Here is a 12,935-nt window from a genome sequence, read left to right as displayed (position 1 = left end):
AGGTCAAACAAAATCGAAGATGCCAGGCGAAGCGCAACAAACGATCCGGTCCACGCCCGATGCTGTAAGAAACGCTCACCAATTGGTTCGTCAGCGCCAAGAAAATTCCGGCCGCGACCGATACCGGCGATGTTGCGTCAGCCGGCCTTCGAGCAGTCGGGCTTGGGCGCGCCCGGCAGCTTACCGTCCGGATGACCGGCAAGCTCTGGATTGGGCGTATAGAGCTGATCGATGACCAGCGGCCGGTCGGGCAGGACCGATTGGTCCTGAGTCGACATCAGCGTGGTGTCGATCTTCTGGAGGACTGCACCTTGGGTATCCTTGATGCTGATCGATATCGCATAGGGCCTGTCCCTAGCGATGCAGGAAAGCGCCGGACTCTCCAGCGACACCTTGCCGAGCTTCGGCCAGACTTTCTGTTCGATGATCAGCGGCTCGCCGCCTGCCGGATTCTGGAAGCTGGCGACGGCAACCTGTCCTTCCTCCATAGGCTGCAGCGGCCTCAACGTGACGACAAAGGTCGCCCTTGCGAGGCGATAATTGAAGACGACCAGCTTGCCGGAAATCTCGAACAATCTGCCTTCGCCGTCCTTGCCGGTATCGCGGCAGGCGCCGAGCGTTGCCGCTGCCACGAGAAAGGCGCCGACAACGGCCAGGCGCAAGATTTTCCTAGACATTGGCGGTCCCTCTGGCTGCCGTTCGGCGGCGATAGTGGCGACTTGCCTTCTGGCGGTTGCCGCACACCGCCATGTCGCACCAACGGCGGCTGGAATTGCGGCTTCGGTCAAGAAACAACCAGCTGCAATTGGGGCAGATCCTCAGCCTTGCGACGGTGTCAGCCGGCAGCAGCGACAGTGCGGAAACCGCCAGTGCCGCCTCGAAGGCGATGGGCGTCGCCGGATCGCCGAACGGCCGTCCCGGCGCACCGATCTCGGTGCGGCTGTCTGCGAGGCCTTCGGCGCAGGCCTTCAGGAAGCCAGGCAGATCGCCTGTGGTGACCGCGCCCCTTGACACTGCACGACGAAACAGCCGGTCGGTCGTCTCGCGGATCGCCAGCACGACCGGCGCGATCCTGTCCGGGAACGGCGCTTCGAGCCGCCTGCCGCCAAGCTCGGCGTCGCGAAAGACGCTCGCCGCGTCGGCGAAACGGGCGATCTCCGCCGGATCTTTGAACCGGTCGAAGGTTTTCTGGGGATCGCCGCGCAGCACGACGGTGTTCGCCGTATCGAGCGCAAGAAGGCCGCCAGTGAAGCGGTGCGGGGTCCAGGAAACCGTCATGGGCGCCATTTCTAACCGATAAGCTGCATTTGACAAGTTAGATTGCCGATGCAAATCTGCTCCGCACGGACGCGGTTCTCCGCGATCCAAGGACATTGGCATGCTCTATTTCTTCCAGCAGGTGCTGAACGGGCTGCATTCCGGCGCGCTCTATGCCCTGCTCGCCTTCGGCTATGTGCTGACCAACGGCATCCTGCACCGGACGAACCTCGCCTATGGGGCGCTGTTCGCCTTTTGCGGACAGACGATGATCCTAACCGCGGCCTTCGGCTATCAGGCCCTGTGGCTGACCCTGTTCGCGGCCGTCGCGCTCGGTATTGTCGCGGCGTTCCTGTATGCGGGGCTGATCAGCCATGTCCTGTCGCGCAGCATCTTCGAGCCGCTGGCCGACCGCACGCCCAATGCGATCGTGGTGACGACGCTGGGCATATTGCTGCTGCTGTCGGAGGCAAGCCGCATCGCCGCTGACACGCATGATCTGTGGCTGCCGCCAATGCTGGCCCAGCCCATCATTTTTGCGAACGGGGCCAACTTCAATGCCACCCTGACGCTTATCCAATTGCTCGACTGCGGGATCGTCGTGGCAACCATTGTGCTCGCCTCCTGGGCGTTCGCCCGCTCGAGCTTCGGCCGGCGCTGGCGCGCCGTGTCCGACGACCCCAAAGCCGCCGCCTTGTGCGGCGTCGACGTGCGCGCGGTGTTTCGGCACGCGGTGCTCGCCGGCGGCCTTTGCGCGGCGCTGGCCGGTGTCCTCGCCGGCCTCTACTATGGCAACATCAGCTTCGGCTCCGGCCTGGTCTACGGGCTGAAAATCCTGTTCGTGACGGCGGTGGGCGGCTATCTCTCGCCGTTGCGGGCAGCACTTGGCGCTGCCGCTTTCGGCATGGCCGAATCGCTGTGGGCCGGCTATTTTCCGGTCGAGTGGCGCGACGCCTGGATGTATCTGTTCCTCGTCGCCATGCTGGTGCTGATCGGCGCCGGGCGAGACCAGAGCAAGATCGTCTGACTGCGCCAACCTGGGTAGCGCTGGCCGCAGACGCCACTTTGATTTTTGCGCATGATCCCTCCCGCGGCTGTTTCGCCCCTTCCCCATGCCACAAGTTTGTTTTACTCGGTCTGCCCTGTGTTGACCCGCCGGTCCACGCACGGCATACCGTTGGGCCACATCGAAGCCGCGGAAAACAAGCGGGAATCGGCGCGGCGCTAATACTTTGAGTCACGCATCGTGCTTTCCGAAAATCGACACCGATTTTCGGGCCGAAGCGTAAAGGGAGGAATGTATGGCAGGGCTTCTCACTCTATCCAGAACGATTGACCGTGTGAACGAGTTCATCGGCAAATGGGTGTCGTGGCTGATCCTGCTGGCAATCCTGGTCAGTGCCGCCAATGCAGTCATCCGAAAGACGTTCGACATGTCGTCGAACGCGTGGCTGGAATTGCAGTGGTATTTGTTCGGCGCCGCCTTCATGCTGGCCGCTGCCTACACGCTTAAGCAGAACGACCATATCCGCATTGACATCGTCTACGGCATGTTCTCGCGCCGCGTGCAGCACTGGATCGACCTTTTCGGCCATGTCTTCTTCCTGATGCCGTTCGTGACGCTGATGGTGATCTATTTCGTCCCCTATGTGTCACTGTCGTTTCACAGCGGCGAAATGTCGAACAATTCCGGCGGGCTGATCATCTGGCCGGCGAAGGCGATCCTGCTGGCCGGCTTTTTCCTGCTCGCGCTGCAGGGCATCTCGGAGATCATCAAGAAGATCGCCATCATGCGCGGCGACATGGACGATCCCACACCGTTCATATCGGTGCATGAACAGGCCGAGCTCGAAGCGAAGGCGCTCGCCGAAGAGGTGCGCTCGTGATCGAGTTCATCGCCCAGAACATGGCGCCGATCATGTTCGCCTCGCTGGTCATCTTCCTGCTGATCGGCTACCCGGTCGCCTTCTCACTCGCCGCCAACGGCCTGCTGTTCTTCTTCATCGGTGTTGTGCTGTCACCCTATTCGGGCGGATCGATCAATCTCGCCTGGCCGCTGCTGCACGCGCTGCCGGATAATTTCTACGGCAGCCGGGTAATGTCGAACGACACGCTGCTGGCCATCCCGTTCTTCACTTTCATGGGCATCGTGCTCGAACGATCGGGCATGGCCGAGGACCTTCTCGACACGATCGGCCAATTGTTCGGACCGATCCGCGGTGGCCTCGCCTATGCCGTGATCTTCGTCGGCGCGCTGCTTGCCGCAACCACGGGCGTGGTGGCCGCCTCCGTCATCGCCATGGGCCTGATTTCGCTGCCGATCATGCTGCGCTACGGCTATGACCGCCGAGTGGCGTCCGGCGTCATTGCCGCGTCGGGCACGCTCGCCCAGATCATTCCGCCGTCGCTGGTGCTGATCGTTCTGGCCGACCAGCTCGGTCGCTCGGTCGGCGACATGTATGCGGGTGCGCTGATCCCGGGGATGGTTCTGACCGGCCTTTACACGACGTATATCGTGATCATGTCGATCGTCAGGCCGAACTCGATGCCGGCCCTGCCGCTGGAGGCCCGCACCCTCGGCCACGGTGTCCTGTCGCTGCTGGTCGCGGTGCTGGCGGCAGTCGTGGTTTCCTACGCGGCCTATCGCTATCTGGCGCCCTCGCAGGGCCAAAACGCCGACATCCTCGGCGCCACCATCGGCGTGATCCTCATCTATGTCGTGGCAATCGCCGACCAGCGCCTGAAGATCAACATGATGTCGCGGCTGGCGCAGCAGGTGATCATCGTGCTGATCCCGCCACTGGCGCTCATCTTCCTGGTGTTGGGCACCATCTTCCTCGGCATCGCGACGCCGACCGAAGGCGGCGCCATGGGCGCTGTCGGCGCGCTGATCATGGCGGCGATGAAGGGGCGGCTGTCGCTGGACGTGATCAAGCAGGCGCTGGCGTCGACGACGCGGCTATCCTCCTTCGTGCTGTTCATCCTGATCGGCGCGCGCGTGTTCTCGCTCACTTTCTACGGCGTCAACGGCCATATCTGGGTCGAACACCTCCTGACATCGCTGCCGGGCGGCGAGATCGGCTTCCTGATCGGCGTCAACATCCTCGTCTTCCTGCTCGCCTTCTTCCTCGATTTCTTCGAGCTCGCCTTCATCATCGTGCCGCTCTTGGCGCCGGCCGCCGACAAGCTCGGTATCGACCTGATCTGGTTCGGCGTGCTGCTCGGCGTCAACATGCAGACCAGCTTCATGCACCCGCCATTCGGCTTCGCGCTGTTCTACCTGCGTTCGGTCGCCGCCCGGGTGCCCTATCTCGATCGCCTCACCGGCAAAAAGATCGCGCCGGTAACCACCGGCCAGATCTATTGGGGGGCGGTGCCCTTCGTTTGCATCCAGGTGATCATGATCGGCTTGACCATCGCCTTCCCGCAAATGGTGATGCACTACAAGGGCACGGCAGCGGACCCGGGCACGATCGACTACCAGGTGCCGGAAACGCCGAGCCTGTCGCCGCTCGGCGTTCCGCCTGCGGATGGCGGCACGGCGCCGACTGCGCCTTCACCGGATCTGTCGCAGCCGCCGAATTTCGGTGAAACGCCGGCTGCCAAGCCGGCAGCGCCAGCGCCCGATCTGTCGCAGCCACCGAGTTTCAATTGACGCCGGAGGCTCTACAGACATGAAAGCGGTGCGGCTGGAGGGCGTCGGCAGCATCGCCCTTCGGGAGGTCGACAAGCCCGTGGCCGGGCCGGACGATCTCCTGGTGCGGATCGAGGCATGCGGCGTCTGCGGCACTGACCGGCATCTTTTCCATGGCGAATTTCCCTGTGCGCCGCCGGTGACGCTCGGACATGAATTCTCCGGGATCGTCGAGGCGATTGGAACCGCCGTGTCCGGCTTTTCTGTCGGCGATCGCGTCACCGGCGATCCCAACATCGCCTGCGGGCGCTGTCCGCACTGCCACGCCGGTCGCATCAATCTCTGTCATAATCTGGTTGCCATCGGCATCCGCCGCGATGGCGGCTTCGCCGAATATGTCGTGCTGCCTCACACGCAGGCCTTCCTCCTCCCGAACGACCTGAGGCCGACGCATGGCGCGTTCTGCGAGCCGCTTGGCTGCTGCCTGCATGGCGTGGACCTGGCGCAGGTCAGACCCGGCTCCTCGGTCGCCGTGCTGGGCGGCGGCGTGATCGGCCTGCTCACCGTGCAACTGGCGAGGCTTGCCGGCGCGACGACAATCATCCTGTCGACGCGTCAGGCCTCGCGGCGTGCCCTTGCAGAAGAATTGGGCGCAACAGCGACGGCCGATCCAACCGCTTGCGACATCATCGACACGGTCGTCGGTCCGTCGGGCCTCCTGCCGGGTGGCGTCGATGTGGTGTTCGAATGTGCCGGCGTAAGGGACACGGTCGAGCAATCGATGCGGCTCGCCAGGGCCGGTGGCACGGTTGTCGTCGTCGGCGTGATGCCTCAAGGCATGAAGGCCGAATTCGAGCCTTTCGACCTGTTGTTCCGGGAATTGAGGGTGCTGGGCTCGTTCCTCAATCCGTTTACGCATCGCCGGGCTGCCGATCTCATCGCCTCGGGTGCGATCGAGATCGACAAGCTCATCTCCCGCCAGGTGACGCTTGAGGAGGCGGCTGCGGTGATCGCCAATCCGCCTGCGCCAGGCGAGGTCAAGGTGCTGGTGGTGCCGCGCTGATCAGCAAATCAAAGCGCTTCGGCGCCACGCGTCCGAAGAACGCGTGGCGCCGAACTGTTGTCAGAGTTTGGCGGAGCGCTGCTGGACCATCATGAAGGTGTCGTAATTGTACTCGGCCACCTGCGCCCAGAGATAGTGCTCCTTTCGGAACGCCTTGATCGAGTCCCATATCTTCTTGAACGGCGCGTTTGAGGCTTCCATCTCGGCATAGACCTCGTTTGCCTTTTCGAAGCAGGCTGCCAGGATTTCCGGGCTGAACGGACGCAATTTGGCGCCCGCTGACACCAGCCGCCTGACGGCCGCCGGATTCAGAAAGTCGTATTTCTGCAGCATGTTGGCGTCGGCGGCCTGCGCGGCGGTGCGCACCAGCGCCTTGTAGGCCGGCGAAAGCTCCTCGTATTTTGCCTTGTTGAACATCAGATGGACGGTCGGCCCGCCTTCCCACCAGCCAGGATAATAATAATTGGGAGCGACCTTGTAGAAGCCGAGCTTCTCATCGTCATAAGGGCCGACCCATTCGGCGGCGTCGATGGTGCCTTTTTCCAGCGCAGGATAGATGTCGCCGCCGGCGATCTGCTGCGGCACGACGCCGAGCCTTTGCACCACTTTGCCGGCAAAGCCACCGATGCGCATCTTGAGGCCGGAAAGGTCGGCGACGGTGTTGATTTCCTTGCGGAACCAGCCGCCCATCTGCACGCCGGTATTGCCACCGGGCAAGCCAAAAAGGCCCTGCGTGGCGAGAAACTCGTTGAACAGGTCGATGCCGCCGCCGTGGTAGTGCCAGGCATTGATGCCGCGCGCGTTGAGCGAGAACGGAACCGCGGCACCCAAAGCCCAGGTCGGGTCCTTGCCCCAATAATAATATGCCACCGTATGGCAGGCCTCGACGGTGCCGGCGGTGGTGGCATCCGCGACCTGCAGGCCGGGCACCAGTTCACCGGCAGCGAAGACCTGCACCTGGAAGTTGCCGTCGGTCGCCTCCGAGAGCATCCTGGAAAAGACCTCGGCGCCACCATAGATCGTATCGAGGGACTTCGGGAAGGAGGACGCAAGGCGCCATGTCACTTTCGGGTTGGTTTGGGCGATAGCCGGCGCGGCAAGCGCCGCCGTAGCCGCCGCAGCGCCGACACCGGTCACGCCGGCCTTGCGGATGAATGATCGACGATCCATGAAGTCCTCCCTATTGGATCAACAGACCGACGTTCGGGAGATGCTCTGTGCCCGGATCGGCTTCGCGGCAAACAATACACGGGCAAGAAGTCGAGTCCAGCCATGGGAGCCGGTTTTGCCGGCGGCGTTTTCGCGAAATACGCGGGCGCGAACACGCCTCCTGCAACTTAAGTCTAACGCCCTTTCCGTGGCCCATGCGACATGCCGAACTTGTCATGGCAAAGCGCCGTCGGATCGCCTATTTTAAAGGCAGAACATATCCTTGCACCGAATGGACCAGGATCAAAAATGCAGCAGCCGCTTGTCGCCATATCGACCGACGTCCGCCAGTTCGACAACTACACCTGGCATGCCGCGCCGCAGCAATATCTGGAGGCGGCGCTTTCGGCGGCCGGCGTGTTCCCGGTGCTGGTGCCGTCCTTCGGCGGCCGGCTCGATTTCGATGAACTCCTGTCATCGGTCGACGGCGTCATGATCACCGGCTCGAACTCCAATGTGCATCCCTCGCACTATGGCGGCGATGCCAGCGAGGCCAACGGCCCCTACGATCCGGCCCGCGACGCCACGACGCTGCCGCTGATCCGCAAGGCAGTGGAGCGCGGCGTGCCGCTGCTCGCCATCTGCCGCGGCATCCAGGAGATGAATGTGGCGCTGGGCGGCACGCTGGCCGCAGAAATCCAGGAGCGCGAGGGGTCGCTGGACCATCGCGCACCGGCGAGCGACAATCAGGACGAACGCTTCGCCATCCGCCAGACCATTTCGATCAAGCCCGGAAGCTGCCTCGCCGGCGTGTTCGGGGCAGGCGACATCATGGTCAATTCGGTGCACCGCCAGGCCATCGACCGGCTCGGCCCGAAGCTGCAGATAGAGGCGGTCGCCAGCGACGGCACGGTCGAGGCGGTTTCGGTGCGCGACGCCCGCGCGTTCGCCGTCGGCGTCCAGTGGCATCCCGAATACTGGGTCAAGTCGGACAGCGTCTCAGCAAGGATATTCCGCGCCTTTGGCGACGCGGTGCGCCTGCACGCCGCGGCGAAATCTGGCGCACGGGCCGCCGCGGAATAGTTCAGCCGTCGAACGTCAACGTCAATCGCTGCTGGCCGCCAGCGACAGCAGCGGCAGGGCTGGTTCGTAGGATTCATAACCGTCGCCGTCGGCGACGCCGAAAGTGACGATCGGGTCGATGCCGTTCGCGCTGAAGGTGACCGTGCCGTCATCCTGCTCGCGCCAGAATTTCGCGCGCTCGATGCCGGGCAAGACCCGGTGGCAATTCTCAGTGACCGTCAACAGCGACAGGCCATGCGCAACCTCAGTGCCGCGCTTGACCGCGCAGGACGCTTCGTCGCCATTGGCCACCAGCCTGTAGTCGCCGGGTGACTGCGCCGACTCATCGGCTGTGCGGCCTTCGCCTGCGCCGCTGTAAAACAGCTGAACGCTGCCGAACAGCGCGACCACCGCTATCAATGCAGCAAGTGCTTTCATCTGCGTTCTCCGGGTGTTTGGCGATAGATAAAGAATGATGTCAAAGTGTTAAGCCGTCGTTAATCGTTAACAAATAGGAAAGCATGCCGCTCAGCTGCGCGCCTTGAGCTTTTCCGTTTCCGGCACCGGCGTCAACGCCCTCCCTTTCGAAAACCAGGAAATCAGATTGTCGACGCACAGATCGGCCATGGCGCGGCGGGTATGTTCCGAAGCCGAGCCGACATGCGGCAAAAGTGAAGTGTTGGGGGCGGCGAGCAGCGCCGGCGGCACGTTCGGCTCGTCGGCGAAGACATCGAGCCCGGCAGCGGCGATGGTGTCGCCGGCAAGCGCCGCGGCAAGTGCTGCCTCGTCGACCGTGCTGCCGCGACCGATGTTGACGAAGACGCCATTCGGGCCGAGCGCCGACAGGATCTCGGCGTTGACCGCCTTTTCCGTCGAGGCGCCGCCGGGCGCCAGCGAGATCAGCGTATCGACCGCCTCGGCAAGGCCTTTCAGCGTGCCGTGGTATTCGTAGGGCAAACCTTCGACCTGGCGCCGGTTGTGATAGGCGATCGGCAACCCAAAGGCCTCCAGCCGGCGCGCAATGGCGAGACCGATGCGGCCCATGCCGAAAATACCGACACGACGGCCGCGCAAGGTCAGCCGACTTAGCGGATAGTTGCCATTGCGTGCCCAACTGCCGTCGCGCAGCCAGGTTTCGGCGCGCGGCAGCTCACGGACGGTGTTGATCAAAAGCCCGATCGCCGTATCGGCGACCTCCTCGGTCAGCACATCCGGCGTGTTGGTGACCATGACGCCGCGCTGCGCTGCGTGACGGGCATCGACCGAATCATAGCCGACGCCGAAATTGGCGATGATTTCGAGATTCGGCAGCGCGTCGATGAGGGCTGCGTTGATCCCGCCAAAGGCGGCAATGCCGCGCACCGTCCGGCGCATCTCGTCGGTGACCAGCGACGCATCCGGCCGTTCGATCCAGGCGCGGCTGAACGTCCGGTCGATGCGGCCTACCGCGTGGTCGTTGAATTGGCCCGGCACCAGAATGGCGACTGCTTGCTGCTGTTCGGCTTTTGTCATGCACGTTCCACTGGTTTGCCGGTCGACTGGCGCACATGCAGTTCCGGCTTGATCAGTTCCTGCGACGGCCGCACCATCTGACCATTGAGCTTGTCGAGCAGCGCGCTAGCGGCGCGGCGGCCGACTTCACGCTGGCCATTCCACACGGTGGTCAGCGCCGGCGTCGCGATCGCCGCTTCCTCGAGATCGTCATAGCCGGTCACGGATATGTCAATGCCCGGCACCAGCCCGGCGCGTGCAATGCCGTTCATCAGGCCGATGGCGACGAGGTCGTTCCAGCAGCAGGCCGCGGTCGGCTTGTCCTTCAGCGCCAGGAACTGCCCGGCGGCCTCGAAGCCAGCCTGTTTGGTGCGCGGGCCGGGAATGCGCCAGGACGGCCTGACCTCCAGCCCTGCCGCCTCCATGGCGTTGAGATAGCCCTGGTAGCGGTCGCGGCCGGTCGAGGTCTGGTCGGTGCCGCCGATCATGGCGATGCGTTTATGGCCGAGCGAGATCAGATGGTTGGTGGCTAGCCCGGTGCCATAGGCATCGTCGCCACGAAACACCGGCACGTCAGCGCCTTCGACGGTGCGTGCGATCAGCACCGCCGGCAGGCCGTTTTCCTCGGCCATGAAGATGTCTTCGGGCGGCGTGCCGATGGCCGGCGACATGATGACGCCGTCGGCGCCAAGCTGCAGAAGCGTGTCTATGAAGGTGCGCTGCTTTTCGAGCTGGTCGTAATGGTTCGACAGGATGAAGGTCTGCCGGCTGCGGTCGAGCTCGCTTTCGATCGAGCGCAGGATCTCGGCGAAAAAGGGATTCATGATGTCGTGGACGACGACGCCGACGATGCCCGAACGCGAGGTGCGCAGGCTGGCGGCGCGGCGATTGTAGATATAGCCGATGGCGCGGGCATGTTCCTTGATGCGGTCGCGGGTGATTCCAGCAACCAGCGGGCTGTCGCGCAGGGCCAGCGACACCGTGGCCGTGGACACACCGAGCGCATCCGCGATCGTCGAAAGCTTGATCTTCTGTGCCAGCGCCTTGCGCTCCCCCGACGATCCAGAGCTGATCCATGATCTCCAGCGAAACCGGATGCCCGTTTTCGGGATCATGGTCTAAACAGTTTAAACGCGGCCTTATGCCACCCTTCCGAAACAAATCAAAGTTTTTTTGCCAGCGCCTCCATCTCGACATCGAGGGCAGCGCGGTTGCGAACGCAAAGCCGGTGCTTGCGATGAACAATGAAAGCCGCTGGCGACGATGACGAGTACCTAGGACATCAAGCATCAACAGGATGAACCAGTGTCGCTATGCATCAGGGATGCATGCGGGCACCCTTGGTGATCTTGTCGACAAGCTTCTTTTCGGCGCGCAGCGCGATGCCGACGACCTTGGCGTCGTCGGGTGCGAATTTGGCAAAGACGGCGCGGTTCGCCGCGTCGTGGCCGGTCGAAAACATTTCGTCGACGTAGAGCGAGGTCTGCACACCGCGCTCCAGCGCCCGCCGATGGATCGCAGTGAGCGTCGAGCGTTCGGCCGAAAGCACGATGATCGGCTGGACCGAGAGCGGATTGTAGATATTGCCGGCGCGGTCGCGATAGGGTTCGCCGATGATGTCGCTATACTGCGCGACGATGCCGCTGGTCAGGAACGCGGTGACGTTGAGCTTTTGCCAGACGGGAAGGTCGTCCTGCAGCACGATTGCAAATTTCGTGTCGAACATGAGACAATTGCCATTCGAGGTTTGTGAATGAATCGATGTCACACGGTCTAGATGGCGAGGCCTTTCAGGGTCTTGGACGTTTGTGCGTTGACGCGGCTGAAAACTGCGTCATCTCGGCGCCCGATTGCGTCGGAATGGAGCGTATCGAGGCCCGGTTCCATGGCTGCGCCTTCGATCTCCATCGTCACGATACCTACGCCATCGGCGTGACGCTGCATGGCGTCCAGACTTTCCGGTATCGCGGCGCAACGCATCACAGCCTGCCCGGTCAGATTATCGTGCTCCATCCCGACGAATTGCACGATGGCGGCGCCGGCACTGAAGACGGTTTGCGTTACAGGATACTTTATCTGGAGCCATCCATCGTGCTGGACTGCCTCGATCAGACAGGCGCATCGCTGCCTTTCGTCAGGAATGCCGTGGTGACGGATCCTGTTTTCCGCACGCGGCTGCTTTCGGCGCTGGGGCCGTTGGACCAGAAGCTGGACGATCTGTTTGTCGCCGACTTCGTTGCGCAATTGATGCAAAGCCTGGCACGGTATTCAGGTCGGCCGGCGAAACCGATCCCAAGGACAGCGTGGCGGGCTGCCAGCCTGGCACGCGACTATCTGGAAGAAAATGTTTTCCGTACCGTCCGTTCCGAGGAGCTGGAGGCGATCACCGGGCTCGATCGCTACGCCCTATCGCGGCATTTCCGTGCCGCTTTCTCCACCAGTCCGCACCGCTTTCTCTTGATGCGCCGGCTTCAACGAGCACGCCGCATGATAGAGGCGAGCGAGTCATTGGCGCAGATCGCAATAGCGGCCGGTTTCAACGACCAAAGTCATTTCAGCAGGCACTTCAAGAAGGCGTTCGGTGTCACGCCGGGCCGCTGGTCGGCATTGGTGCATGGATCGTCAGCAGCCGCTGCCTGATGGCGTCAGCCGCGGATCATTCGTCGGCGTCGATCTCGTCATCGACGAGAACCATCTCTCCGTTCGAGAGGTTCGCCTCAACGCGGGCGAGCAGCTTGAACAGCGCCTTCTGGTCCTTTTTATCGAGGCCCTTCAGCGCCTGCTTCTCGGTCTTCTTCACCGATTTCTCGATGGCATAAATGATTTCGCGGCCAGTGTCGGTCAGAAAGATATGGGCCTGGCGGGCATCGGCGGAAGAAGCGCGTTTTTCCAGAAAGCCTTGCGCCTGCAGCCGGTTGATGGTCTTGGTGATGGTCGGCGGGCGAACACCGAGGCGACCGGCAAGATTGCCGGGCGTCTGCCCGTCCTCACGGTCGAGCGCCAGCATGATCTGGTCCTGGCCGGCATAGAAGCCGTGCGCCAAAAGCCGCGCGGCGAGTGCCGTACGCGCCAGCCGCGCCGCCGAATGCAGCCGGCTCATTGTCGCAGTCTTGTCCGCCTTGGCCATGGCTATCCCTCTTCGGCCGAACCGGTATGGACAGCATAGAGGCAGCCGCCCGGTTGGCAATGGACGATCAAAAAAGATCCGGCTTTGCAAAACAGCTTTGCCGGCAAGCAATGCGGTGTCCGCCGAGGCTAATGCCAGATGTTTATTTCAGT

At 62.8% G+C, this 12,935-nt stretch carries 14 protein-coding genes; 6 read left to right on the top strand and 8 right to left on the bottom strand.

Features of this window, described 5'->3' with window-relative positions; genetic code table 11:
* Window positions 1-137: 137 nt before the first annotated feature.
* Window positions 138-677, bottom strand: a complete 540-nt coding sequence (locus AC0L2Z_RS05405) for a hypothetical protein (protein WP_473515164.1) — start codon at window positions 675-677, stop codon at window positions 138-140.
* Window positions 670-1,278, bottom strand: coding sequence for a CGNR zinc finger domain-containing protein (locus tag AC0L2Z_RS05400; RefSeq protein ID WP_473626981.1), 609 nt, complete (start codon window positions 1,276-1,278; stop codon window positions 670-672). Before AC0L2Z_RS05400 ends, AC0L2Z_RS05405 begins: the two co-directional genes overlap by 8 nt.
* A 100-nt stretch (window positions 1,279-1,378) precedes the next feature.
* Here AC0L2Z_RS05400 and AC0L2Z_RS05395 point away from each other — a divergent pair, with 100 nt between their 5' ends.
* The 4 genes from AC0L2Z_RS05395 to AC0L2Z_RS05380 all read left to right on the top strand — a co-directional run bounded on the left by AC0L2Z_RS05395 (window position 1,379) and on the right by AC0L2Z_RS05380 (window position 5,954).
* On the top strand, window positions 1,379-2,284 hold the full coding sequence (locus AC0L2Z_RS05395; RefSeq protein WP_473626980.1) for a branched-chain amino acid ABC transporter permease: 906 nt from the start codon (window positions 1,379-1,381) through the stop codon (window positions 2,282-2,284).
* A gap of 274 nt (window positions 2,285-2,558) precedes the next feature.
* Window positions 2,559-3,143: a TRAP transporter small permease subunit gene (locus AC0L2Z_RS05390; protein ID WP_473515166.1), complete on the top strand. Its 585-nt coding sequence runs from the start codon at window positions 2,559-2,561 to the stop codon at window positions 3,141-3,143.
* Window positions 3,140-4,912 (top strand): TRAP transporter large permease, encoded by a 1,773-nt coding sequence (locus AC0L2Z_RS05385; protein WP_473626979.1) that lies wholly within the window; start codon window positions 3,140-3,142, stop codon window positions 4,910-4,912. Before AC0L2Z_RS05390 ends, AC0L2Z_RS05385 begins: the two co-directional genes overlap by 4 nt.
* 19 nt (window positions 4,913-4,931) lie before the next feature.
* Window positions 4,932-5,954 (top strand): zinc-dependent alcohol dehydrogenase family protein, encoded by a 1,023-nt coding sequence (locus AC0L2Z_RS05380; RefSeq protein WP_473626978.1) that lies wholly within the window; start codon window positions 4,932-4,934, stop codon window positions 5,952-5,954.
* Window positions 5,955-6,014: 60 nt separating this feature from the next.
* Here AC0L2Z_RS05380 and AC0L2Z_RS05375 read toward each other — a convergent pair whose 3' ends face one another.
* Window positions 6,015-7,124 (bottom strand): TRAP transporter substrate-binding protein, encoded by a 1,110-nt coding sequence (locus AC0L2Z_RS05375; RefSeq protein ID WP_473515169.1) that lies wholly within the window; start codon window positions 7,122-7,124, stop codon window positions 6,015-6,017.
* A gap of 288 nt (window positions 7,125-7,412) precedes the next feature.
* On the opposite strand from AC0L2Z_RS05375, the gene AC0L2Z_RS05370 reads away from it, so the two are divergent.
* A complete protein-coding gene (locus AC0L2Z_RS05370; protein ID WP_473626977.1) occupies window positions 7,413-8,186 on the top strand; it encodes a gamma-glutamyl-gamma-aminobutyrate hydrolase family protein in 774 nt (257 codons plus the stop codon).
* Between the two features lie 21 nt (window positions 8,187-8,207).
* Here the strand turns inward: AC0L2Z_RS05370 and AC0L2Z_RS05365 are convergent, their stop codons facing one another.
* From AC0L2Z_RS05365 to AC0L2Z_RS05350, 4 genes are all read right to left on the bottom strand, one after another.
* Complete coding sequence (locus tag AC0L2Z_RS05365; protein ID WP_473515171.1) at window positions 8,208-8,603, bottom strand: hypothetical protein; 396 nt, start codon at window positions 8,601-8,603, stop codon at window positions 8,208-8,210.
* A 90-nt stretch (window positions 8,604-8,693) separates the two neighbouring features.
* Window positions 8,694-9,677: a 2-hydroxyacid dehydrogenase gene (locus AC0L2Z_RS05360; protein WP_473626975.1), complete on the bottom strand. Its 984-nt coding sequence runs from the start codon at window positions 9,675-9,677 to the stop codon at window positions 8,694-8,696.
* The gene (locus tag AC0L2Z_RS05355) at window positions 9,674-10,696 is read right to left on the bottom strand and encodes a LacI family DNA-binding transcriptional regulator (protein WP_077375012.1); all 1,023 of its coding nucleotides are present in this window, start codon (window positions 10,694-10,696) and stop codon (window positions 9,674-9,676) included. The genes AC0L2Z_RS05360 and AC0L2Z_RS05355 overlap by 4 nt, the downstream gene beginning before the upstream one ends.
* A 278-nt stretch (window positions 10,697-10,974) precedes the next feature.
* The gene (locus tag AC0L2Z_RS05350) at window positions 10,975-11,382 is read right to left on the bottom strand and encodes a DUF2000 family protein (RefSeq protein ID WP_473515173.1); all 408 of its coding nucleotides are present in this window, start codon (window positions 11,380-11,382) and stop codon (window positions 10,975-10,977) included.
* 35 nt (window positions 11,383-11,417) lie between these two features.
* Here AC0L2Z_RS05350 and AC0L2Z_RS05345 point away from each other — a divergent pair, with 35 nt between their 5' ends.
* Entirely contained in the window at window positions 11,418-12,296 is an 879-nt protein-coding gene (locus AC0L2Z_RS05345) for an AraC family transcriptional regulator (protein WP_473626974.1), read from the top strand.
* A gap of 16 nt (window positions 12,297-12,312) precedes the next feature.
* Here AC0L2Z_RS05345 and AC0L2Z_RS05340 read toward each other — a convergent pair whose 3' ends face one another.
* The gene (locus AC0L2Z_RS05340) at window positions 12,313-12,783 is read right to left on the bottom strand and encodes a MarR family winged helix-turn-helix transcriptional regulator (RefSeq protein WP_292480745.1); all 471 of its coding nucleotides are present in this window, start codon (window positions 12,781-12,783) and stop codon (window positions 12,313-12,315) included.
* Between the last annotated feature and the right edge of the window lie 152 nt (window positions 12,784-12,935).

The organism is Mesorhizobium sp. WSM4850 (assembly GCF_055811735.1).
The sequence above is the reverse complement of the archived record's forward strand: the minus strand, read 5'-3'. Positions and strand labels throughout refer to the sequence as shown.